This is a genomic window from Ruegeria sp. MALMAid1280, from assembly GCF_049195285.1.
In the GTDB taxonomy this organism is placed as follows: domain Bacteria; phylum Pseudomonadota; class Alphaproteobacteria; order Rhodobacterales; family Rhodobacteraceae; genus Ruegeria.
Map to the genome: position 1 here is coordinate 115,307 of NZ_JBMIRT010000045.1, position 21,796 is coordinate 137,102.

Sequence of the window (21,796 nt, forward strand, 5' to 3'; positions counted from 1 at the left end):
GTCGGACAGCCGGTTTAGACACGAACCAAGTTTTTCGTAGTAAACAGAGTAACGATCATGAAAAAACTATGTGTATTAGCAATGCTTATCGTTCCCAGCATTGGGTGGACGATGACCGAACAGCAGGCCATCGAGAATTGGAAAGCGGCGTGTACTGAGGCAGATAGCGAGTATGATGTTGACTTTATTCAAAGCTTCAACGGCAAGAAGTCACTTCATGTATTGTATATCTGCCAACGGACGGATGGCTCACAGACTGTCAGAATTGTGCCTGCGCCGCATTTGGAGTCGGATGAACCGAGTTGATTGCTAAGGCAGAGCGGCCGTAAGGTTCAGAGGGTGAAGATCGTCACCCGTAAGGGCAGATCGGCGCGGACCAGGCGGCGAGTGAGCCAAAGAAAAGGACCTCGCTCTGAAAGAGACATCGCCTGACTATTGGATCAACGCAGAATGGTCCGTGATGTTCTGGGCGGAAGCCGGTTGTGCCGGCTGAAGCCTAGAGCTGGTCCGGCGCTTGCGTCGGACGCCCTCGACGGCTCTTTTTCTAACAATGTGCCATTTGTTCGTAAGCGGTGGCTGAAGGCCGCCGGGTTCTTAGCTTGACTGCCTGATGTTCCAGGGGAGCAGGTCGTCGATTTGGTTCTTTGGGTTACCTGCTGCGATGGCTTCGAGGGTGGCCCTGAGATAGGCGTAGGGTTCGACGCTGTTGATTTTCGCGGTTTCGATCAACGAGGCGATCCGGCCCCAGGCTTTGCCGCCTTCGTCATGGCACGCCAGAACCGATGCTTTTGGTCTCTGGGAGGGTAATGTTGCCGAAATGAACGTCTGACAGAAACTGGCCCTACCCTTCTCAATCACACGCAAACAAGTTGGCAACACCCCCTAAACTGTCCCACTGGAGCTGACGTCAGAAACGACCCCGAAATAACGTGCGCCCGTCTTTATTACGATGAAACCACCGGCTCACCTAGAGTGTCGGCATCTGAAAGGACTGTTTTCGGGTCTACCATCTGATAGCGGAAGTTTTCCACGAACAGAGCAATCAATGCTGGCAATACCAGAAGTGTAATTGCGCTTCCTACCACCAGGCCGGCTGCAAATGCCGTGGCAAGCCCCATGAACAACGGCCCGCCACCAAACATCAATGACATCAACCCTGCAACGGTCGTTGCGGTTGTCATAAAGATCGGCATCATACGGGCTTCGCCGGCTTCAACCAGGCACGCGCGGAACGCATCGCGCGTGAGACCGCAATAGGATCGTTTCCCTGGCGGTGCGAGATCTTCACCTGATTTCAGCTTCTCCAGGATTAGTTGTTCGACGAAGTCGATCATTAAAATCGCAGCATTCAGAACTGTTCCAAACAGGGCCAGGAACCCTAGTGTTTCCATAAAACCAAGTGGAACACCGCGAACCCAGAGGCCCATCATTGCACCAATGATCGAAAGCGGCACTGTGAGAATGATAAGCAACGGCTTGACGGCCGAATTGTACTGAAGCAACAGGCAAAAGACCACTAGAAGGATACCGACACCCAAGGCAACAGAGTTGGCACGCTCACCACGGTTCGCTTCCTCTTCGATCCCGCCATCCACAATTCGGTATCCCGATGGTAAGTCCGCAGCAATCGCATCAATCTCAGGCTTAACTTTGGCCAGAATGTCACGTGCGAGAAGGCCGGGTTCTGGTCTGGCGAGGATGCGCAGAACTCTTTCGCGCTGATAACGAGTAATCTGTGTCGGCACACGGCTGAGGTTGAATTCAGCGACCGAATTCAGCGGCACCTTGCCAGCAAAGCCCTCGACATAAGCGCTGCGCAGGTCGTTCAGTTCGCGCCGCTGATCCTCTGGTAGACGCAGCATGACGGGTAGCTGTTTGTCTCCCTCTCGAAAGTCTGTCAGATAAGCGCCGCTGTAATATGCATTCAGGGTGTTTGCGACACTTTCGTTAGTCACGCCTGCCATATTGGCCCGGTCAAGGTTCAGGTCGACGTCAAACTGCAATCCATGTGCGCCCCAGCTATCATGTACGTCCCAAACCAACCCGCTGTCGTGCAGTACGGCCTTCAGCTTTTCACCGTAGTGGCCAAGCACTTTCTGATTAGCCTGACGAGGACCGGTGAGTCTGTACTCAATAGGTGATGACACAGGCGTGCCCATAACAAGCTGCTTGGGAACAATCCGGGCCCCGACGATCGGTGGAACATAGGCGGGTTCGCCCGGAGCACCGATACCACTCCACGCCGCGCGGCGGATATCTTTTATGTAGGTACTGACCTGATCACGGTTACGCGCGTTTACCAGCAAAGTGGCGTAATGCGGAGCTGTCGGCCCAGGGTTCAAACCGACGTAAAACCGCGGACCGCCTGTTCCCACATACGTGACCATGTTGCTGAGCCGGTTTTGCGGCTCGCCCTTGTCATTCGTCAGCGGCACCCATTGGCCGTCTTGCCAAGTGGTAGCGTTCAATCGCTTTACCAATTCCTCGACGCGTTGTGCCGTCGTGTCGGTTCGAAAGATCGGTGAGGTCTCAGGCAACCAGACATCCACGACAAACTGACTGCGATCCGAAAACGGGAAAAAGGATGGTTTAACCGGTAGCATAAGTGCTGCTGCCAGTAATGAAAACGCCACAAAGATCGTTGGAATCCTTCCCACAATCGCAATCTGGCTGATCCGGGCAAACAGGCTTTTCCCCTTTGCCGGCGCAGGCTCAGTTGCGTTGCGACCGGCTTTGGACGCCATGCCCAGCTTTCGACGGACCCAGTCGAAAAGCGCCAGAATGGGCAGTCGGCCATCCGTTGGCACCAGAATGTAGTAGTTGAGTATCGGCGTCATAGTCATCGCACAAAGCCAGCTGATCAACAAAGTCAGCGTAACAACCACCGGGAGGCTGAAGATGTATTCCCCCAGGTCGCCCGGCAGAACAAAGGCCATCGGGATAAACACCCCAATCGTGGTCAACGACGACCACAGCAACGAGCCACCGACCTGGTTACAGCCATCGATAACAGCCTGTTTCCTTGGCTTGCCTTCATTGAGCGCCCGTGTGGTGTTTTCGCAGGTCACGATTGTGTTGTCGACGAGCAGACCCAATGCGACAATCAGAGCCGCTAGAGACATCTGCTCAATCTGAATGTCGAAGGGACGCATCAACGCCAATGCGCTCAGCATAATCAAAGGAATCGACGCAGCGGTCACAACAGCCACGCGCCACCCCGCCAACATGCCCAGGATCAACAGCACAAGCCCGACCGCCTGGACCAGATTGCTGACAACGTCATCAATCTTGCTCTGTACAAAAAACGGAGGGTTTGAGACCTTTTCTATCAGAATATCAGGCGGCAGAAACGAGCTGTTCGCCGTGGCCAATAGCCGATCAACCTCATCGCCCAGCCAGGTGATGTTCTGACCCGGTTTCATGGTGAAGGACAATACGATGGCATCGGATGACACTGCGTTGTCACCGAAACGAACAAGCGTTTCAGGCGGGTCTGCGTATCCACGTTTTACGTTAATCCTGAGATCTTGAAGGTGAACGGGTACTTCATAGGCCGCCGGTTGACCTCCGTCGCCTTCGCCAGCTTGCAAATCGCGCTGGAATTCAGACAGGGTTCGGCGTTCTGGTGACTCCGAGCCTGCCGCCACCCGACCGACAACAACTTCGCCGATTTCGCGTGTCGCGTCCAAATCGCTTGAAATCTTAGTGTGAATCCGATCGCTGGCCGTATTGAAGACGCCAGCAGGGGCGACGACGTTTCGCTGCCGCAACAACTCCTGCAACTCGGTTGATGTGAGCGCAAGCTGGCTCCAGACCCCAGCGTCTGCTTCTAGGTAAATCACCTCTCGTTGGGCACCGTAGATATCAAGACGTGCAACATAGGCAGGTTCTGTCGTGATGGGCACTAACTTGCCGTCTGCATCTGCTTCGGTAGGTCGCAGATCCATCAGATTGTCGCGTAGTTTTTTGGCATAAGCTTCCATTTCGCTGGGCGAATATCGCCGCGTATCTAACGTGTCTGGATCCTGATAAATCGCGAGGATCAGCGCCGCGGTATTCCCAAAGTTGTCATCGACGGCCGGTGGTGTACTTCCTTCGGGCAACGATGGGGCCAGCAGATTCATTTCCGCGCGCAACTTAGTCCAGACTTCTTGAATATCAGCCGCTTCGTCGACGCCGGAAACCTGAACCACCGAGCGACCAACGGTGCTCCATGATTGTACGCGACGAACTTGCTTGATGTTGGCAGCGGCTATTTCAACCTTGTCGGTTATCAACTCTTCAACCTGTTGGGCCGTCGCTCCCGGCCAGTCAGTGATGACAAGCGCTTCACGGACCGTAAATTCGGGGTCCTCGCGTCTTGGGGCATCCAGAAAAACGGAAAGCCCCCAAAAGAACAGAACCAACGCAAAGCCAAATATGACTGGCTTGTGTTCAAGTGCAAACTTGGGAAGATTCATTGCAAGTCCTCCTGCTCAAACGCGGCATTCACACGATCGCCGTCACGAAGGAAATGGGCTCCTTCAGTGATGAGTCTTAGCCCTTCTCGCAGAGCACCCTCTCGATCCGAAGATATCGCCTGGGTCGCTCCGAAGGCGGCTCCTAGTTCGACAGCAACTTTTGTGGCCTGCTCTTCCCCATTGGATTGTTCTTCGACGACAAAAACATGATGTGCATCGCCACTCTTAACGACGGCCTGCGCGGGCACGTAGTAACCCGCTGGCATGCGCCCTTGCCTCAGATCCACGCGAACTAGTTGCCCCGGTCGCAACTGCCAGCGCTTTCGAGAAAAAAACACGGTGTCACCATCCTTGACATTGGAAGGCAGCTGGCCGGTCAACAGGTCACGGTTAGGGTCAAGCTGACCTAAATCAGCCAATTCACGATAGGTAAAAACTTGCAAGAACCGCATCTGGCGATCACTCGGATTCAACCGAACTTTTTGAACCTTAAAAACGGGGTCATATGGTCTGTCCAGATCAGGGATCGACAACCCCTGCGCTCTCCAAACGAAATAGCCTTCGTCGTCCTGATGCAGCGCCTCCTGGTTGATGAAAAAGGGGCTGGTGCCGTCACCTGACTCAGACTCTAGGTTCCAAAGAGCGTCGACGATCGTGTAACTATCATCTGCAAGCTTATCCGTTGGCTTGGTTTCAACACGGCGATTCCGAACAAGCAACGTCACCATAAATGTGCGCGTGGATGCGTCGGCGACTGTGTCTTTGTTCCAGACCCAGCCCTGGATCGGTTCATCTCTGCCGTCAACATAGACATTAACAAGATCGTTAAAATTGACTTCACGGTCCACATCGGGAGATACCGCGACCTGAATCTTCATTGGATCCATCATCTGTACGGTGACAACGGGTTGTCCTCTTTCGACATAGCCACCCGGAATGACGTGAACCTTTGATATTTGCCCATTGAAAGGCGAGAATAGCTTTGTGTCGTCAAGATCGAGGGTTGCCTGACGAAGGACCTCTTTTGCCTGCTGTGCATTGGCCTGAATGACCGCAAGCTGGGCGTTCTTTTCAGCCTTAAGTGACGTCAGCTGAGCAAGCCGGGCGTCCGCTGCTTCGAATTCAGCTTGCGCGACCTCGAGATTTTTGCGAGTGCCGCTGCCACGCTTCAAAAGCTCATCCTGACGCTCAAACTCTTCTTTTGCCCGAGTGTACTCAGCCTGAACTTCGCGCACTTGGCTTGGAATTGTTTGCTCAATATCAGTACGCACCACTTCAGCTTCGGCGAGGACCCCAGCAACCGTGGCCTCTGCTTCACTTACGCGCGCCTTGTAACGCTCGTTTTCGATCGAGGCCATGACGGTTCCCGACGCAACGACAACTCCATTTTCATCAAAAAGGCGACCTTGGATGTTTGTTCCAGGCTCGCGCATGAATGAAACTCGTCCGCCGACCTGGAAACCAACCAGTTCTTTTTTCCAGGACTCTACTGTTCCGGCGACAAGAGTGGCCAAACTAGGGTCGCTACGCTTGAGACTCACGTACGATACGGGTCTTGCTGGGGCTTCTTCGGTTTCCGCTTTTTCTTCTGGCAAGCAACCTGAAACGCAGCAGGCGACGAAAATGACAAGCAAAAGCCGAATGGCCGCTTCTTTGTTGGGCTTCATGACTATTCTCCGTCTTTTCCGCGCGTTGCGAGCGAGCCGCATAAAACAGATGTCGGGACTGCAACGCTCTAAATCCAAGGTCGGGGTTCGCCTGGAAATGATTTCGAAACTGTGGCGACAATCTACCTGAGCCGGTAGGTCAGCAGCAGTAAGTCACAGTGAGTCACGTCGCCCTACGATCCCTGAGCTAAAGAATTTGATTAATCCAAGACTTGCGCGTGCTGTTCGAGCCGGTCTTGAGCAATTTGCTTGAATCTCAAGACGTTCCTCAATTCCGGAATTCAGGAGGCTTAAAAAGTGCTTACAGCCGTTCATTCAAGGATGGGCTTTCTAAGCCTAGCAAGCGTACCGTCCGTGATTGCTGATATGCAGCATGATCGGCTCGCTTGCTCATTCTGAAGGTGTTTGTCGTCCCAGAAGACCTGTCTTGGCGCATCATTCCGCCTCGCGTTGGTACATGCTGACGAGACGGGCTATCAAAATCGCTAGATACAGGGATCCACTCATTGCTTCTACGGCGGCCCACGAGCGAGCGGTCAGGGACACTGGGGCAATATCACCGTAACCCAGTGTCGTGAGCGTTGCGAAACTGAAGTAAAGGATTGCGCTCCATGGTTCTTCGATACCATCAGGGGTAAGATGCAGAGAGCCGGGTCTGCTGGTTTCGAGCAAATCAAATATGAGCGCCCAGACTACTCCCAAAAGAACATAGGCGGCGATTGCTGCTGCCAGAACCTCACCCGTGACCCGATGCGCAGTTAGCGCAAAACAAAGCACGCTATAAACTGTGACGATGCAGAGTCCCAACAACACAACGTTCGCCTGAAACTGCAGGCCAAAAATCCACGTCAAACCTAACCAGGCGCATGCCAGCATAAGGGCGATTGAGTGTAGCCGTTGCGACGCAATGACAAACCCGATGACCAAGATCGAAAACAGGACGCCGAGTTCGTTCTGACCTCGGGCAGTTTCGCCAAATAGGGGAGCCGCCAGTAGCATTAGAACCAGCCCTCCTAGCAACAGACTGAATCTCCGACTTGCCACGGATTGCGGCAAAACAAGTCCTGTCATCAAAGTTCTACCCTCCATTGGCTCATCGGTTACGTATCGCTCGGGCACGCGAGCGGCTGCTGGCCATTGCCAAGCTCCGGCAACGGGTATTCAGTTTGAGGAAACTGCGCGGGTGCCAATAGCTTGTCAGACGCCGTGAACTCTTGTGAGTGAGTCACGGTGAGTTGTTGGAGGTGCAACCTGTGTCACTGTCCCGGATATCAGTCTGCAATTTTTTATTGTCGTTGCGATTTGACCGGATCGCAAAACTTGCTTTCCCTAGCGGATCATTGGCAAAAAATTTGTAAAACCAGGTTCATAGGCGTTTTCCAAAGGGATTGTTACATGTCTGCTCGCCCCGAGTTGTGCGAAAATGAAAGCGGTTCAGCCCGCTGGGCGCGGATGTTGTAAAATGGATCGAATCGAATCGGGAAACTGCGCGATGGACAACAGTCACATTGACACGCTTTCCGGGTTGCCGAAAGCGGAGATAGAGGCGGTGTTGGGCCGCATCTTGTCCAGTGACCAATTCGTGCGGTCGAAACGTCTTTGCAGATTTTTGACTCATATAGTGACCGAGGCACTTGCCGGGCGCGAAAAGGAACTCGGTGGCTATTCGATCGGGTTGGATGTTTTCGACCGGCCGGACAACTTTGATCCGTCTTTGGACACCATCGTCCGGGTGGAAGCGCGTCGGCTGCGACAGGCTTTGCAAACTTACTATCTAGAAAACGGCGCCAACGACGCGATACGCATTTCGATGCCGACCGGCAGCTACGTGCCTGTATTCGAAACACGTGACAAGGACGGCAATTCGCTGCCACCCCCCAAAGCTGGAGATGTGAGGCGTGGCCCGGTTATCGCCGTATTACCGTTAGATAATTTTTCTCAAGATTCCTCAGAAGCCTTCTTTGCCAACGGTCTGACAGAGCAACTCATCGCGTCGCTCGCCCGATTTCGCGAGCTTTCAGTGATTTCCCGGCACTCCGTGTCACGGTTTCAAGGCGAGAACTTCGATCTGCAGGCCATGCGCGACGAGCTGGGCATAGATTATTTTTTTGAAGGCAGTATTCGGAAAACCGAAAGAAATCTGCGTGTTACCGCTCAGCTCATCGATGCCGCCGAGGATAGCCATCTTTGGGCGGAGACTTTCGAACAGGCGCTCACAGCAACAGAATTGTTCGATATCCAGGACGATATCGCCGAAACGATGGCCGCTCGAATAGCTGATCGCTATGGTTCAGTCGGTCGTGTTGGCAGTGTGGGAATATCTTCGCGAACGAATTCCCTGGATGCTTATTCTGCTGTTTTGAAGTTTTACGACAATTACGCGCGTCATCAGACCGACACACACGCCGAGGCCCGCGCGGCACTGGAAAAAGCTATAGCAGTTGATCCGAATTACGCTGATGCTTGGGCGGCATTAGCCGGGATACAGCTTGATGAGTACAGGTTCGGTTACAACACTGTTGACGCCGAGAAACCCGCGCTCGAACGTGCAACTGATTCAGCGTTGCACGCTTTGAACTTGGACCCTGAAAGCACCATGGGTTATCAGTTTTTGGCATGCGCCCATTTTCACGCGGGTGATATGGTCGCTTTCCGTGTCACCGCAGAGCGGGCTCTGATGCTGAACCCTGGGCATGCCGACGCACTGGCCGATCTGGGTACCTGTTACTGGCTGATTGGCGACAAGGACCTGGGCGAAAAGCTGGTCGCTCGAGCAATGGAGTTGAGCCCGACACATCCAGGTTGGTACCACGTTGTTCCAATGTGCAATGCATTGTTGGCGGAAGATTTAAATTCGGCCCTGCGCGAAGCTGTGCTTTTGTTCACTCCCGGCTTCTACTGGTCCTATGTGTTCAGGGCATCGATCCTTGCTCGACTTGGGCGTATGCAGGATGCAAAAGATGATCTGGAGGAACTAGAAAACCTCTATCCCGGCTTTGGGAAACACTTCGAGGCCGATGTTAAAAAGTGGCACTGCTCAAATGAGCTGATCGAAGCCATTGCTGCGGGTTTGGTATTGGTCGGAATCAAAATGAACTGAACTTAGCAACTTGGCCGGCATTGCCATTTGTGGACAACCCCGGTCTTGCAAGAGTTTTCTTCGCGCTTGTTATCAGGAAGGTACTTCACACAGGGGCTCCTCACTTTTGCGCCTCAGATTCCTGTCTTCACATCCAGCATATAACCGGTGCGGTGAACCGTTACGTTTTCGGCCGAAGTACTCTCTACCGGATCATGAAAGGCGTCTGTGAGGGGCAAGTATTGGGTTGCTAGAATCGATCCAGTCAGGATTTTTTTATTTAGGGGATCACAGGATATGCGGAAAGTTGTCTTGGTCACCGGCTCGTCATCGGGCCTCGGAAAATCCATCGCAGTGCAAGCCGCTCATAAAGGCCACAAGGTCTATGCCAGTATGCGCGATCTCGATCGCCGAAGCGCACTGGAGGCCGACGCAAAAGCAGCGGGTGTGGCGATAGAATATATTCAGCTGGATGTGCAGAGTGAAGACAGCGTTACCGCTGCAATCGCCCTTATCATCGGCGCTGAGGGCCGGATCGACACGCTGATCAACAATGCCGGGGCGGGCTATATTCGCCCGACTGAACAGGCGACACTGCCGGACGTCGAATGGGTGATGGATGTGAACTTCAAGGGCGTGGTGCGCTGCACCAAGGCGGTTCTGCCGCATATGCGCCAGGCGCGCCGCGGCCATGTGATCAACATTGGCTCGGTCGGCGGGCTGGTCGGGCAGCCCTTTCGCGAGTTCTACTGCGCCGCAAAATTTGCCGTGGAAGGTTATACTGAGACACTGGCCTGTTACGTGACGCCTCATTTCGGGGTCAACTTCACGGTAGTTGAACCCGGCGGTATGGCCACCCAGTTCGGCAGCGCGATGCGCACGCGCATGGAAAGAACCGGCGGCATGCCCAAAGGCGAGTATCTGCCGATTTACGAGGAACATATTCGTGCCGCGCAGGCTCTGGGTGCGGAGGCGTCGCAATCCCCGGGCGAGGTTGCCCGCGTGGTGGTGCGCTGCATCGACGACGCGGCACCGCCGATCCGCCTTCGAACGTCAGAGTGGGGCGAGCAACTTTGCGACCTCAAAACCCGCGCTGACCCCGATGGTCAAAAGTCGCGCGACAAGGTCATGCATGACTTCCTGAATTTATAGCGTCGTCGGCGGACCGGCCTTAGCAATCCGGGATTTCATATCGCCGCACGCACCGGGATTTCGTCTTTGCCTTTACCAACACCATCGTAGACAGGACCTTTCGGCGATGCCTAGAATTGGAACACGGCAGGTCCCCAAAACCCCGACCGTCTGGGATTGACGCAACAATAGGGTCGGAACCCGCGCGTCCGGCCATCGGAGGGCAAACTTATGCCTAGCCCTGAGATGCAGCAAGCGCTGCGCCATCTTTTCGAACTGAACGACGAGGCACCGCCGAACCCCTCGCTGCAGGACATGCGACAGGGATTTGATGCGCTATGGAGTTCCTATCCGCCGCAAGCCGGGATCGACCCTGTGATGGTTTCCGCCGGCGGCGTGCCGGCGGCCTGGCTCACCGCCCCCGATGCGGACAAGGCTCGGGTGATCCTCTATCTGCATGGCGGCGGGTTCCGGGTCGGATCGATCCGATCACATCTGGCGATCACTTCCCGCCTGACCGGAGCGGCCAAAACACAGGTGTTGGCGCTGGACTACCGCCTCGCACCAGAACACGCCTTTCCGGCACAAATCGACGACACTGTAGCGGCCTATTCCTGGCTGTTGGATCAGGGGTTTTCCGCCAGGCATATGGCCATTGTCGGCGATTCCGCTGGGGGCGGGCTGGTGGTGACAGCGATGCTTAGGCTGCAGCAGCTCGAGCTACCTTTTCCTGCCTGTGCGGTGGCCATATCCCCATGGACCGATCTTGTCGGGGATGGCGGGTGGCGGGATGCTGATCCTTCCATCGATCCGGTAGCGTCCTCCCCCGTCCTGGACGAGATTGTTGCCGATTACCTCGCGGGCGCGGACCCTCACGACGGGCTAGTCTCCCCGATTTTCGCGGACCTCGCCGGCCTGCCGCCACTGCTTGTTCAGGTCGGCACGCAAGAGATACTGCTCAGGGACGCAACGCGTCTGGCCGACAGGGCGCGAGAGGCTGGGGTCGACGTGACGCTCGAGATAGAAGAGGGCGCCTTTCATGTTTGGCACCATACGGCCCCGGTTGTGCCAGAGGCGACAGCTGCAATTGAGCGGATCGGCGCATTTATTCTCGGTCATCTGAAGTGACGCCCATTGCGCTTCGGTCTAAGCGTCCGGTTTGTAGCCAGGGTTGTAGATCGAGTATACGCGCACGTAGGAGAATTTGTTGTTCGGACTCACGTCGTAGAAAGCACACATCATGAGCCGAAACGTGGTGCCCGCACGGTAGGGTACATCATTCCACTCAAGATCCTCTTTGCACAGGAAGTCAATCGGGGCCTCAGATGCAACCGTCGTTTCATTTTCCAGGAAATGTGTGTGATCCAGAATGACCTCTTGCATTTTCCCGCCGACACCATGCCAGAATGCCAGCACCTGTTCGCGGCCGATGTTTTTGCGTGCCTGCGGGACATATTCGAAAGTCGCGTCCGGCTCGTAATAGATGTCAAAAAACTCCTCTAAAGTCATCCCGCCAACAAAGGTCGAGTTGAAATCACTGATATACTGTCGGTAACGCGCTTCGGTGAACATTCGAGCTTCCTTTCTCTGTTCAAAGGGTGCTGACAATCTTGTCTGTTCGGCCAGATCACCTGATATAGGGCTGGAACACGGCTTTAAGCATAGTCCTAAAACCAACTAACAGGTTCGCATTCACTGGCGAATTCAACTGTTCATTAAACGACGCGCAGAGTTTCGGCGGCAAGTTCATTGCATCCTCACCCAAAAGCTCTGGAAATGGGCCAGAGGCTAGAACCGCAACCTTAGCCTTATAACTTCCTTGCACGCGCAACACGGCAACAGCGCTTTTGCCGAGTTAAAAATGTTCGAAACAAGCAGGCGAATTGGGACAGTGCGTTTACGTGTTTTCCAAGAGGAGTTCACCGGAGTAAGCTGAAGCCCCCAAACTCATCTGGGGCTGGATTTCACACCGGATTGGGAGAGAGGTCATGATCAAGACAATTATATTGTTGGCAGTATTGGCCGTGTTCAGCGGGACTCTGGCAGAGGCACAGGACGCAAAAACACCCATGATGCAGGGATTGGAACCCGGCGCGGATGTAACACCCAACACATCTGGCTCCATCCGGATGATGTTGAAGGTTCAGATCCCGCCCGAAGCCGGGTCAAAGGCGATACAGGAGGGGAAGATGGGACAGATTTTCTCGGACCTGATGCAGAAGATCAAACCCGAAGCGGCCTATTTCAGCCAGGAAGATGGGGTCAGGACTGCTTATTTTTTCTATTGGGTCGACAGAACCTATCAGTTTGCCGACATCCACGAGCCGCTCATTCAGGGTCTTGGGGCTAAGGTCTATGACAGCTATGCCCTGACATGGGACGACATCGCGGAGGCGCAGAAAGATCAGACCGAGTAACCGGACCGCGGTTTACTAGTGAAGATGACCTTGCCGACGGCGGTTACAGCCGCGTAAAGATCACTTTTCTTCGGACAATGAGCAGATCAAGGCTAGATCAAGCAATGGTATCGGCTGTGGTCACTATCGCTGTGGTGTTTTGGTTTATTGCCAATGAATCGGCAGCTGATCAAACAAATGAAATGCTGGGCCCGGATAAACTTTCGGATAGCAATCGTGCAACCCTACGCGAACTAATCTTGAGCTTAACAAACGACCTCGTTGCCAAGGAATACGATGCCTGGGAAAATTACTGGGCGGCTGATGCAACGCTCATGCCAGCGGGATCGCCTTATGTAACGGGCCGAGAAAACGTCCTTGCATACGATAAGAACTTCGGAATGAGCCCGGATTATGCATTCGAGGCATCGGCATTCGCCGGGCAAGGTGATCTGGCCGTAGTGAGCAACCGTATTGTGCTCAAGGGCGGCGAAAGGGATGGCGCTTCCATAGCAAGCCTTCGGGCAATACGCCTCAAAAGCGGGCTCTGGAGCCCCAAGCGTCAAATGCTGCGTTGTGCAAGAATGGCCGGTTCGCCGATCACATTTGCAATTCGCTATATGGGCAGACGTCGTCTTCAAACGGAACATGTCTGCGCCGAAAACTGCTATCAGGAACGGCTTCCGGGCTGTTGATCCTATCCATACGGAAGTGTCGGAAATCGTCGCGCATCGGATCCCAGCCAACGAGATACCATAGCGGCGGGAGGATCAGCATTGCTTGCGGTTCCACTTCGCGCATCGTGTTGCGACCCTTTGAGTCGCGATAGCCAAAGCGGATGAGGTGCCGACCCAGAAACGCCGCTTCGAAGGCGGGCAATAGCTCGGGGTCCATTTTGCCCATATCGGATAGGTCCTGAAGCGGCGACAACTGGCCAATATGCAGGCAGCCGAGGAAAGCGCGCAGATCGCGCACCTTATCTCCGGGCAGGGCTTTTTCGATCTTGGCAAGCCCCGCATCGGCCATCTCCGAGAACGGCAGGTTCCACGCCGCGCGCATCGCCGCAACGCTGATGAGTAGCGCGAAAACCTCTGGCACCGATAGTTTGGCCGTCGCCTGCATCGATTGGGGGTCGAGTTGCACCCCACCTCCGCGCCCGACATCAGAATGGATCACATAGCCCTCATCTCTCAGTGCACTAATATCGCGCAGCACTGTCCTGCGGGATGCTCCTACCTCATCGGCAAGGGCATCAATAGTCGATGTTCCATGGCGGCGAAGGCGGCGCACGATTGCGTCATGTCTGAGTCGAATGTTCATATCGGCACCCTATCACAAATGGTGACAAGGTTTGGCACTGTTTTGATTTACACCGATTCCAGCAACGCAAAGCAAGGAGAATGCGATATGGAACGGACAGCAGTGAACCCGTGGGAGTGGTCGATCAAACTGGGCTACAATCAGGCAGAGGTGATCGACAGCGCGACCCGTCAGGTGATTTGCGCAGGTCAAACAGCCGTGGACGAAAACGGCGCCCCCCAGCGTCCCGGCGATATGCGCGCGCAGATCAGCCTGGCCTTAGACAATCTGGAAACCGTTCTCAAAGGGGCGGGCATGGATCTGAGCAAGGTCGTCAAGCTCGGCATCTATGCCACCGATGTGGATGAGGCCTTGAAAAACTTCGACCTGATGGGGATGCGCTTTGGACCGCATCAGGTGGCTCCCCCCATGACCTTGCTGGGTGTGACCCGCCTCGCGATCCCCGGACTGCTGTTCGAAATCGAAGCGACAGCAATGACATGACGCCAGTCACAGCGGCCATTTGGTTTCAAGACCCAAATGGCCGGTCGGTCCGCTCCTTTCCAGTTAGCCGAGTGTAGTGCGAGTGGCCGCGATCTCCGTCAACGGGCGTTCGTGCTTCGAGCGGCGAAGGTTCCAGAATGAGCCCTGAGCGGAAGTGTCGAAATCTTGCTGCGTGCGCTCGCAGTTCAGATTTTTCTGCATACGCGCAAGTTTTGGTGTCGCAGTGCGGCAGGAAAACCAGCCGTTCGTGCATGCCGCGGCTAGATTCGTTGCCCGAATTCACAGGTCGCGGACAAAGTCGGTTTTCGCTGCGGCTGCGCCAAGGTCCCCTTTCAGGCTCTGCGACAACGAGCGGTGGTACCTTTTGCCCTGTTTCGATTGAGCGGCAGGCGGAGCTTTTTCTAATGAAAATAGGGGATTAGACTTCTATTCAGACAAAAAACAAGACAATACTGGTTCGTAAACATTTGAAGAAAGCCGCATGACCGACGAAAAAAAGAGAAAACTCGAACAAAAGCTCTGGGATATCGCAAATACCCTGCGGGGAAAGGTGAATGTGGATGAGTTTAGGGACTATATCCTCGGGTTCCTCTTCTACAAATATCTGCCTGAGCGGCTTTATACCCGCCTCTACTTTAGCAGCTTAGAAGCTTGGAAGGTGGTTCTTCTGCGCCCCGAGGAACAAAGCATGATTGCGGATGCACTCCAAACGGTCGACGCGAAATTCACAGCTGTGGGATGCCAAGGGGACAAGATGGGCGCGTTTAAGAAAAGTCCGCTAAAGCAGATGTTTGTGTGAGGTTTACAAGTGATTGAGTTGCCAGTTTCTAGCTCAAACTTTCCAAAAGGTGGCCCCGCTGGGGACACGATATTGCAATTTACGAAAGCTGAGCTTTGCTGGGCCGCATTGACAGTCGGAAAACAACACAAGGCAGCGGTAACGTCACACGGTCAATATTCGCGCTACGAAGCCCGTTTCCGTTGGAACATGGTGCTGAGTGCTTTGGATTTCGTAACCGCACCAAATACAGCGATGAACTCCAGCCTTTTTGATGCTTTGGACCCGACTGAAAAAGGTGGAATAAATTTCTATCTTGGAATGATTTTCCTCAAACTTTGTGCCCACAAGTTGCTTAATATTCCTTGGCTAATCCATTTGCATTGGATGAAAGCTAATCACGGTTTGACGCTTCTGAGTGGAAAGTCGTCACCGGACCTCTTGGGCTATGATCCTACAACAGCTCGATGGACAGTATTCGAAGCAAAGGGTCGTAACGCAGGGTATAGTGCTGCTGTTCTGGCGAAGGCCAAAAACCAAGCGGACAGGGTCATCAAAGTGGATGGGGCGCTTTGCAACCTACATGTAGGTTCGCTGTTGTATCGCACTAATGGCAGGCAACTCGCATTCGCATGGGAAGACCCTTCGTCAGATCGGGAAGATCCTATTGAACTTGAGACAGAACGCGAGACATGGTCTGAGTATTATTCGCCAATTTATGAACTGTATTTGCAACAAGCCAAGAACCGCAGGATTTTCAGGGAGGATTTTGGGTTCAACATTACTTTCAACCCAACCGCGCGGAAATTCGTCGAAGCAATAAGAGACGGTCGAGACTTCTCTAACGAACGTGGTTCACTCGCCCAATGGTCAGCTAGGCAAATGAAAGAGCCTAGGGGCATTTGGAATGGTGACGGAATTGGCATCCTCATCAATGAGGGTTGGAAATAAATTGCTGATTATCAATCCGAAGCAGAACTTGAGGGCGATATTGTCAAACGGCTGGTGGCGGCAGGGGGTGCCCTCGGCAAAATTCCATTGAATTTCGTAACTTTTTTGACCTCGGCCGTACGGAGCTGACATTCGCACAGCCCGCCGCATCCGTCACTCTGGGCTCTCCTGGAACTTTCGCCGCTCGAAATACGAACGCCCGTCGCCGGAGATTGCGGCCATTCGCATTACCCTCGGCGAACTAGAAACGAGCGGACAAAGTTGCCGTAGGCTCAATGGTGGCTGGGAGCCGGTCTCAGCCCAAACCGGACATTGGCGACGAAACTTCGCAATCCCATGTACGCAACTTTGCAGCCGATTGTTTGTCAAGTCGAATGGCCATTTTGACAGTAAGCGTTCGATATCAACAGGCTTCCGTCATGTGCTTGACTAAAGAGGTCAATTGTTTGTCTCCATATCCATCCTCCCACGCGGCTTTTGTGCGGTCATGCATAATTCGGATAAAGTCAGCCGGTGCATTCAGAGAAACACACGTCTTTAGAGCGTCCTCCTGGGCCAATGCGTAAACTTTCAACGAGGCTTCAGCGCCGCCATAGTCCTCGGACGGAACAGTTCGGGCAAAGAGATCATAGTAGTCATTTACCAATTTGATCGTGGCAGGGAGTTGATCGGCATAGACCTGCATCGGAACACCTGCTTTCTGGCAAACCAGTGCGCCGTATATCATCCCGAACATGAACCCTTGCCGGACAGTGAAGAGACCAGCAAAAAGTGCTGCAAGAGCTGCGGGTTTCTCACCGACTTGCTCCGACTTTCCCCCCAGAGATTTTATTACTTCGCCGTAGCGATCCCAGGTTCCGTCACTGCCCACGGTGAGGATGGTGGTGTCGCTGCCACCGATGCCCGAAGGGTATGCATTTATCATTCCCAGCATGTAGTCGGCGTTTTTTTCGCTAAGAAATGAGACAAATGTATCGGCATCGGACGTATCGCCGGTGCTCATGTCGCAGATTGTTTTTCCCTTCAAGGAAACACTTAGCCCGCTGACCAAATCGAAGGTTTCCTTGTGGCTTTTGATACAGACGATGATGAAATCAGACGCTGCAACAGCATCTTCTGGTGATGCGCAAATGACTGCACCTACCTTTGCAAACGACTTTGTCTTTTCAGGTGTCCGATTCCAGACGCAGACGCTGTAACCTGCTTTGAGCAGGCAATGCGCCAGCGCCGAACCCATGTTGCCCAATCCGAGTACCGCAAGCGTTGCCATGGTTTCCTCCTGTTCTGGTCATTGGTGTTCCACGTCAACATGCGTGGGAATGGAGAAAACGCGTAGTTGTAAATTTTTCTGTATTGTTAGATTTTCTGACTTATGGATTGGCACGCGTTACCCTCGCTGACGTCTCTCAGAGCCTTTGCCGCCGCAGCAGAGTATAGAAACTTGACCCGCGCAGCAGGGGTGCTGAATGTGACCCATTCCGCGGTCAGCCAACAAATCCGAGGCCTGGAGCAGCACCTAGGAACCCAGCTTGTTACTCGGACGCGACACGGTATCGCTCTGACTGCACAGGGAGAATTCTTAGCGGCGGGTCTGCATGAAGCATTCGCCTCAATGGCGTCCCTGACTGAGAGCATATCAAGTGCAGAGGCGGTTCGCCCGCTGGTAGTCAGTGCGACACCGATGTTTTCAAGCGCATTCCTCATGCCGCGCCTATCGGCGTTTGTTCAGGAGTTCCCGGATATCGAGCTACGGATCGACTCAACAATCCAAGCTGTCGACCTCAAACCAGGGGGCATTGACATAGCCATTCGATACGGCACTGGGCGCTGGTCGGGACTGGTCTCGCAAATGCTGCTACCAGGCTGTCTGACGGTGGTTGCTGCAAAAGAATTGATCGGAGAACGGGTGCTCAAAAGCCCAATTGAATTGCTCGACTTTACTCTTCTTCAGGAACAGGCTTCGGTCGAATTTGACTTATGGTTGGAAAAGGTTGGAGTACCACCTGGTGCAGATAGGAGAGTTGTTCGCTTGCCGGGCAACATGCTGCTTGATGGAATCCGCCGGGGTGATGGTATCGGGGCAACGGTTCCGGCATTCATCTCTGACGAATTGAAGTCTGGAGATCTCGTGGCGATTTTCGATGATCCAATCCCGCAGATCGGCTATCACCTTGTCACGCTGCCTGGAGCAATTCGCCCAGCGGCAAAGGTGTTTCAGAAGTGGCTTTCGAATTCAATTACCGAATATGAGAAAAGCCTTTTCAGGTGGACGCCTGCTCATTTAGTTTGACCGTTGTTGGTGTTCAACTCGATTGGATAGAAGCAGCCCTAGGCAGGCCTTCAAAACCAGACTTTGCAGTTTCTGATGTGCGGGCTATCCGCACATTTCGGCAATGATAGAATGATAGAACCGGCTCAGTCAGAGGCCGAAAGCCATGAAGACAGCGCCGGGATACGAAATGTGGCTCAGTGGTGGAACCTCCTTGAAGCCACTTTTCGCGTAGAGTGCCCTTGCCGGTTTCTGATAATCACCGACATCAAGGACGATTTGCGCGTAGCCAAGCGACCGGGCCTTCTCGATCAAGGTGGTGATCAGTGTCTCGCCAACACGATGCCCACGCATTTCGGGCAGCACGAAAAGCCTCTTTACCTCGCATGATTGGTCGTCTAAGCGCCGCAGAGCGATGCAGCCGACATATGCACCGTCTGGCGCACGAGCACCGATCAGCGTGCCATCTGGCGAACAATAAGGTGTCGGCAGACCATCAATTTCAGCATAGATTCCATGGGTTTCAGGCGCGATTCCATGATCCCTTTCCAGCCAGACTGCGTATCGCCGGAAGAGTTCTCCAATCCCAGTCAAATTGTCTGAGCCAGTCTGTTCTTCAATGCGAAAATCCATGTCAATGTCTCCACACTATCGATCAGATGATACCGTTGGTCTGAATAACCACAATCCATTCTATTCCGCTTGGGCCCGCTACCGACGTTTTCTGCAACGTTCAGCAGTGCCGGCTTGCAGCCCAAAGCAGACTTTGATCTTAGGTCACGATAGCTTAATTCAGGCGGCTCTAAGCCTTGGAGACGATATTTCGACAAGGATCTTCGCGATTAGTTAGCAAACGCTCAAGGGGGCAAGAATGTAGACCTCGACGAGTATTACATCTAACGTGATTTTCGCGGAGGGCTGACGGTGAAGCGAAAACTTGCGGCGATATTGGCAGCCGATGTCGTCGGCTTTTCACGCCTAATGGGACATGATGAAGAAAACACGCGACAACGCCTAAACACTTTACTTTCTGAATTGGTTCAACCCCAAATACGCGAATTCAAGGGGCGAATAGTCAAGCTAATGGGCGATGGTCTGTTGGCCGAATTCATCAGTGTGGTCGATGCAGCGGAATGTGCTGTTACCATTCAACGCGCCATGATTGGACGGGAGGCGGACGTCCCAGACGAACAACGCATTCAATTGCGGATCGGGATTCATTTGGGAGATGTGATTTCCGAAGGCTCCGATATTTTTGGGGAAGGCGTCAACGTGGCCGCAAGATTGGAAGCAATCGCGGAACCTGGAGGCGTCTGCGTTTCCGAGGATGTATACCGTCAAATCAAAGGAAAGGTCTCCGGCAGTTTCAAGGATCTGGGTGAGCAAGATCTAAAAAACATCGAGCATAGGATTGGCGCCTACAGCATCGATCTCGACCCGGCGCGCCTGTCACCTGAGTTCTACGAAGTTCTGACAGGTGAGCAGTTGGAGTTGCCGGACCAGCCGTCAATCGCCGTCCTGCCATTTCAAAACATGTCAGGCGACCCAGAGCAGGAATACTTCGCGGACGGAATTACCGAAGACATCATCACTGCCTTGTCGCATGTCAATGGCCTCATCGTGATGGCGCGCAATTCGACATTTGCCTACAAAGGAAGGTCTGTCGATGTAAGACAGGTTGGACGGGAATTAGGTGTTCGTTTCGTCCTTGAAGGGAGTGTACGAAAGGCGGGGCAGCGGGTTCGCATCACTGGGCAGCTTATTGAATGCCAAACCGGGTCGCATTTGTGGGCCGACCGGTATGACCGTCAGATTGAAGACATTTTTACCGTTCAAGATGAAATCACACGCGAAATTTCGATCTCATTGGCGGTCAACCTTACACACGGACAAGAACTCAGGCTTTGGGCTGATCAAGCGCCTAACTTTGTGGCGTGGGACTTGATGATGCGTGGCATCAGTGAACAATATAAATTTACAAAAGAAGGGAATCTCTCCGCGATTCAGCTCTACCGGAAAGCGGTTGAACTTGACCCCGAGAACTCGTCATTCAGAACGGGCCTCGGCTGGGCGTTGCAAGCCGGTGCCCGCCTTGGGTTTCATCAAGATCCGAAGGCGTCAACTGACGAGGCCCAGTCTATTTGCGACGCATTGTTGGCGATGAAAAATGTCCCGGCTGATGTCTACGCACTGCAAGGGTATATTTTCACCAACCAATCTCGTTTTGATGAAGCCAAAGCCTTCTGCAATGAAGCTATCGAACGGCAACCCAGTGTCTCGCTTTCTCATGCCATGCTGGCAATTGCGTACAATAGTTGCGGTGAATTTGAGGAAAGCCTGAATAGCATGCGAAAGGCCATTCGGCTGTCGCCCTACAGCCCGGACTGGTATTTCAGCCATTTGGGGGATGCCTATCGCGGGTTAGGTCAGCTGGAGCAAGCAAGAACAGTTTACCGGCACTTGGAAACCCGCTTGCCTGGCACCTTGTTGTGCCAAATCCGTTTGGCAGCGATCCACGCTGATCTTGATGACACCGAAAATGCTACGAAAGCAGTAGACGCAGTTCTTTCAATCGATCCTCAATTTTCGGTTCAAAACTACATTGCCCATACCGCCCACCAGACTGAAGAACTGCGTAAGTTCTGGGCGGATGCAATGCTAAAAGCGGGTCTACCAAAATAGCGTCGCAGTATTGCATTGACGCATTCATTCGCTGGCCTTCGGCAAACGAAGCTGGCAGCTACGTCGACGATATTTTTCACGTCTCGGATCTATACACCACGCTTGCTCGCATTGGGCCTGTCCGCCGAACTTTGCAAAGTCCGGTTTCTGCGCTTTGCTGTCATTGGGGCATCGTGCAGCATTGGGCAAAATGGGCTCAAAGCCGACAAACGCAAAGGTCAGAATCCAATAGACGAAAAGAAAAAGGGCCCCCAATTGGCGGCCCTTGATCATATCGCGGTGAAAGCTGTAATCAGCCGTTCACGCTGTCTTTCAGTGCCTTGGCGATGGTCATCTTGACCACCTTGTCGGCCTCTTTCTTGAACTGTTCGCCGGTGGCGGGGTTGCGCACCATGCGCTCGGGGCGTTCGCGGCAATAGATTTTGCCAACGCCGGGCAGGGTTACCGCACCGCCAGCCGAAACTTCGCGGGTGATCAGGCCGGTCACGGCCTCCAGCGCGGCGTTTGCGGCTTTCTTGTCGGTCCCCATTTCCTCAGCGAGAGCAGCAACCAGCTGAGTCTTTGTCATAGGCTTTGCCAT

At 53.7% G+C, this 21,796-nt stretch carries 19 protein-coding genes and 1 pseudogene; 11 read left to right on the plus strand and 9 right to left on the minus strand.

Annotation, left to right across the window (positions count from 1 at the left end; all coding sequences use genetic code 11):
• The first annotated feature begins 57 nt into the window (after positions 1-57).
• Positions 58-306 (plus strand): hypothetical protein, encoded by a 249-nt coding sequence (locus ACOQFT_RS09550; RefSeq protein WP_421597703.1) that lies wholly within the window; start codon positions 58-60, stop codon positions 304-306.
• A 288-nt stretch (positions 307-594) separates the two neighbouring features.
• On the opposite strand, the pseudogene ACOQFT_RS09555 reads toward ACOQFT_RS09550, so the two are convergent.
• From ACOQFT_RS09555 to ACOQFT_RS09570, 4 genes and pseudogenes are all read right to left on the minus strand, one after another.
• A pseudogene (locus tag ACOQFT_RS09555) lies at positions 595-774 on the minus strand (transposase domain-containing protein); the annotation flags it as partial.
• Between the two features lie 170 nt (positions 775-944).
• A complete protein-coding gene (locus ACOQFT_RS09560; RefSeq protein ID WP_421597704.1) occupies positions 945-4,460 on the minus strand; it encodes an efflux RND transporter permease subunit in 3,516 nt (1,171 codons plus the stop codon).
• Positions 4,457-6,127, minus strand: coding sequence for an efflux RND transporter periplasmic adaptor subunit (locus tag ACOQFT_RS09565; RefSeq protein ID WP_421597705.1), 1,671 nt, complete (start codon positions 6,125-6,127; stop codon positions 4,457-4,459). Before ACOQFT_RS09565 ends, ACOQFT_RS09560 begins: the two co-directional genes overlap by 4 nt.
• Before the next feature lie 435 nt (positions 6,128-6,562).
• A complete protein-coding gene (locus tag ACOQFT_RS09570; protein ID WP_421597706.1) occupies positions 6,563-7,126 on the minus strand; it encodes an ion channel in 564 nt (187 codons plus the stop codon).
• A gap of 463 nt (positions 7,127-7,589) precedes the next feature.
• Here ACOQFT_RS09570 and ACOQFT_RS09575 point away from each other — a divergent pair, with 463 nt between their 5' ends.
• The 3 genes from ACOQFT_RS09575 (at position 7,590) to ACOQFT_RS09585 (ending at position 11,465) form a co-directional block, all read left to right on the plus strand.
• Positions 7,590-9,227: a tetratricopeptide repeat protein gene (locus tag ACOQFT_RS09575; RefSeq protein ID WP_421597707.1), complete on the plus strand. Its 1,638-nt coding sequence runs from the start codon at positions 7,590-7,592 to the stop codon at positions 9,225-9,227.
• Positions 9,228-9,503: 276 nt separating this feature from the next.
• Positions 9,504-10,358 (plus strand): SDR family oxidoreductase, encoded by an 855-nt coding sequence (locus tag ACOQFT_RS09580; RefSeq protein ID WP_421597708.1) that lies wholly within the window; start codon positions 9,504-9,506, stop codon positions 10,356-10,358.
• Between the two features lie 210 nt (positions 10,359-10,568).
• A complete protein-coding gene (locus ACOQFT_RS09585; protein ID WP_421597709.1) occupies positions 10,569-11,465 on the plus strand; it encodes an alpha/beta hydrolase in 897 nt (298 codons plus the stop codon).
• An 18-nt stretch (positions 11,466-11,483) separates the two neighbouring features.
• Here ACOQFT_RS09585 and ACOQFT_RS09590 read toward each other — a convergent pair whose 3' ends face one another.
• A complete protein-coding gene (locus ACOQFT_RS09590) occupies positions 11,484-11,909 on the minus strand; it encodes a hypothetical protein (protein WP_421597710.1) in 426 nt (141 codons plus the stop codon).
• 416 nt (positions 11,910-12,325) lie between these two features.
• Between ACOQFT_RS09590 and ACOQFT_RS09595 the strand changes: the two genes are divergently transcribed.
• Both ACOQFT_RS09595 and ACOQFT_RS09600 read left to right on the plus strand, forming a co-directional pair.
• Positions 12,326-12,754, plus strand: a complete 429-nt coding sequence (locus tag ACOQFT_RS09595) for a hypothetical protein (RefSeq protein WP_421597711.1) — start codon at positions 12,326-12,328, stop codon at positions 12,752-12,754.
• A 104-nt stretch (positions 12,755-12,858) separates the two neighbouring features.
• Positions 12,859-13,428 (plus strand): YybH family protein, encoded by a 570-nt coding sequence (locus ACOQFT_RS09600; protein WP_421597712.1) that lies wholly within the window; start codon positions 12,859-12,861, stop codon positions 13,426-13,428.
• Here the strand turns inward: ACOQFT_RS09600 and ACOQFT_RS09605 are convergent.
• Positions 13,334-14,053, minus strand: a complete 720-nt coding sequence (locus ACOQFT_RS09605) for a helix-turn-helix transcriptional regulator (protein WP_421597713.1) — start codon at positions 14,051-14,053, stop codon at positions 13,334-13,336. The genes ACOQFT_RS09600 and ACOQFT_RS09605 overlap by 95 nt on opposite strands.
• A gap of 87 nt (positions 14,054-14,140) precedes the next feature.
• Between ACOQFT_RS09605 and ACOQFT_RS09610 the strand changes: the two genes are divergently transcribed.
• The 3 genes from ACOQFT_RS09610 to ACOQFT_RS09620 all read left to right on the plus strand — a co-directional run bounded on the left by ACOQFT_RS09610 (position 14,141) and on the right by ACOQFT_RS09620 (position 16,265).
• On the plus strand, positions 14,141-14,536 hold the full coding sequence (locus ACOQFT_RS09610) for a RidA family protein (protein ID WP_421597714.1): 396 nt from the start codon (positions 14,141-14,143) through the stop codon (positions 14,534-14,536).
• 481 nt (positions 14,537-15,017) lie between these two features.
• Positions 15,018-15,335, plus strand: a complete 318-nt coding sequence (locus ACOQFT_RS09615; protein ID WP_421597715.1) for a type I restriction-modification system subunit M N-terminal domain-containing protein — start codon at positions 15,018-15,020, stop codon at positions 15,333-15,335.
• Between the two features lie 72 nt (positions 15,336-15,407).
• A complete protein-coding gene (locus ACOQFT_RS09620; RefSeq protein ID WP_421597716.1) occupies positions 15,408-16,265 on the plus strand; it encodes a hypothetical protein in 858 nt (285 codons plus the stop codon).
• 403 nt (positions 16,266-16,668) lie between these two features.
• Here ACOQFT_RS09620 and ACOQFT_RS09625 read toward each other — a convergent pair whose 3' ends face one another.
• Entirely contained in the window at positions 16,669-17,535 is an 867-nt protein-coding gene (locus tag ACOQFT_RS09625; protein ID WP_421597717.1) for an NAD(P)-dependent oxidoreductase, read from the minus strand.
• A 102-nt stretch (positions 17,536-17,637) separates the two neighbouring features.
• Between ACOQFT_RS09625 and ACOQFT_RS09630 the strand changes: the two genes are divergently transcribed.
• On the plus strand, positions 17,638-18,555 hold the full coding sequence (locus ACOQFT_RS09630) for a LysR family transcriptional regulator (protein WP_421597718.1): 918 nt from the start codon (positions 17,638-17,640) through the stop codon (positions 18,553-18,555).
• Between the two features lie 129 nt (positions 18,556-18,684).
• Here ACOQFT_RS09630 and ACOQFT_RS09635 read toward each other — a convergent pair whose 3' ends face one another.
• Positions 18,685-19,167 carry a GNAT family N-acetyltransferase gene (locus tag ACOQFT_RS09635; RefSeq protein WP_421597719.1) on the minus strand — a complete coding sequence of 161 codons (483 nt, stop codon included), beginning with the start codon at positions 19,165-19,167 and terminating at the stop codon, positions 18,685-18,687.
• Between the two features lie 291 nt (positions 19,168-19,458).
• On the opposite strand from ACOQFT_RS09635, the gene ACOQFT_RS09640 reads away from it, so the two are divergent.
• The gene (locus ACOQFT_RS09640) at positions 19,459-21,216 is read left to right on the plus strand and encodes an adenylate/guanylate cyclase domain-containing protein (RefSeq protein ID WP_421597720.1); all 1,758 of its coding nucleotides are present in this window, start codon (positions 19,459-19,461) and stop codon (positions 21,214-21,216) included.
• Between the two features lie 292 nt (positions 21,217-21,508).
• Here the strand turns inward: ACOQFT_RS09640 and ACOQFT_RS09645 are convergent, their stop codons facing one another.
• On the minus strand, positions 21,509-21,796 hold the full coding sequence (locus ACOQFT_RS09645; protein ID WP_170349467.1) for an HU family DNA-binding protein: 288 nt from the start codon (positions 21,794-21,796) through the stop codon (positions 21,509-21,511).

Bases quoted from the DNA above. Each gene is read 5' to 3' on its own strand.
- ACOQFT_RS09625 (WP_421597717.1), bottom strand. From the start codon at position 17,535: ATGGCAACGCTTGCGGTACTCGGATTGGGCAACATGGGTTCGGCGCTG.
- ACOQFT_RS09585 (WP_421597709.1), top strand. From the start codon at position 10,569: ATGCCTAGCCCTGAGATGCAGCAAGCGCTGCGCCATCTTTTCGAACTG.
- ACOQFT_RS09575 (WP_421597707.1), top strand. From the start codon at position 7,590: ATGGATCGAATCGAATCGGGAAACTGCGCGATGGACAACAGTCACATT.
- ACOQFT_RS09565 (WP_421597705.1), bottom strand. From the start codon at position 6,127: ATGAAGCCCAACAAAGAAGCGGCCATTCGGCTTTTGCTTGTCATTTTC.
- ACOQFT_RS09590 (WP_421597710.1), bottom strand. From the start codon at position 11,909: ATGTTCACCGAAGCGCGTTACCGACAGTATATCAGTGATTTCAACTCG.
- ACOQFT_RS09605 (WP_421597713.1), bottom strand. From the start codon at position 14,053: ATGAACATTCGACTCAGACATGACGCAATCGTGCGCCGCCTTCGCCGC.
- ACOQFT_RS09645 (WP_170349467.1), bottom strand. From the start codon at position 21,796: ATGGCAAAGCCTATGACAAAGACTCAGCTGGTTGCTGCTCTCGCTGAG.
- ACOQFT_RS09560 (WP_421597704.1), bottom strand. From the start codon at position 4,460: ATGAATCTTCCCAAGTTTGCACTTGAACACAAGCCAGTCATATTTGGC.
- ACOQFT_RS09580 (WP_421597708.1), top strand. From the start codon at position 9,504: ATGCGGAAAGTTGTCTTGGTCACCGGCTCGTCATCGGGCCTCGGAAAA.
- ACOQFT_RS09610 (WP_421597714.1), top strand. From the start codon at position 14,141: ATGGAACGGACAGCAGTGAACCCGTGGGAGTGGTCGATCAAACTGGGC.
- ACOQFT_RS09600 (WP_421597712.1), top strand. From the start codon at position 12,859: ATGGTATCGGCTGTGGTCACTATCGCTGTGGTGTTTTGGTTTATTGCC.
- ACOQFT_RS09630 (WP_421597718.1), top strand. From the start codon at position 17,638: ATGGATTGGCACGCGTTACCCTCGCTGACGTCTCTCAGAGCCTTTGCC.
- ACOQFT_RS09615 (WP_421597715.1), top strand. From the start codon at position 15,018: ATGACCGACGAAAAAAAGAGAAAACTCGAACAAAAGCTCTGGGATATC.
- ACOQFT_RS09595 (WP_421597711.1), top strand. From the start codon at position 12,326: ATGATCAAGACAATTATATTGTTGGCAGTATTGGCCGTGTTCAGCGGG.
- ACOQFT_RS09635 (WP_421597719.1), bottom strand. From the start codon at position 19,167: ATGGATTTTCGCATTGAAGAACAGACTGGCTCAGACAATTTGACTGGG.
- ACOQFT_RS09550 (WP_421597703.1), top strand. From the start codon at position 58: ATGAAAAAACTATGTGTATTAGCAATGCTTATCGTTCCCAGCATTGGG.
- ACOQFT_RS09570 (WP_421597706.1), bottom strand. From the start codon at position 7,126: ATGCTACTGGCGGCTCCCCTATTTGGCGAAACTGCCCGAGGTCAGAAC.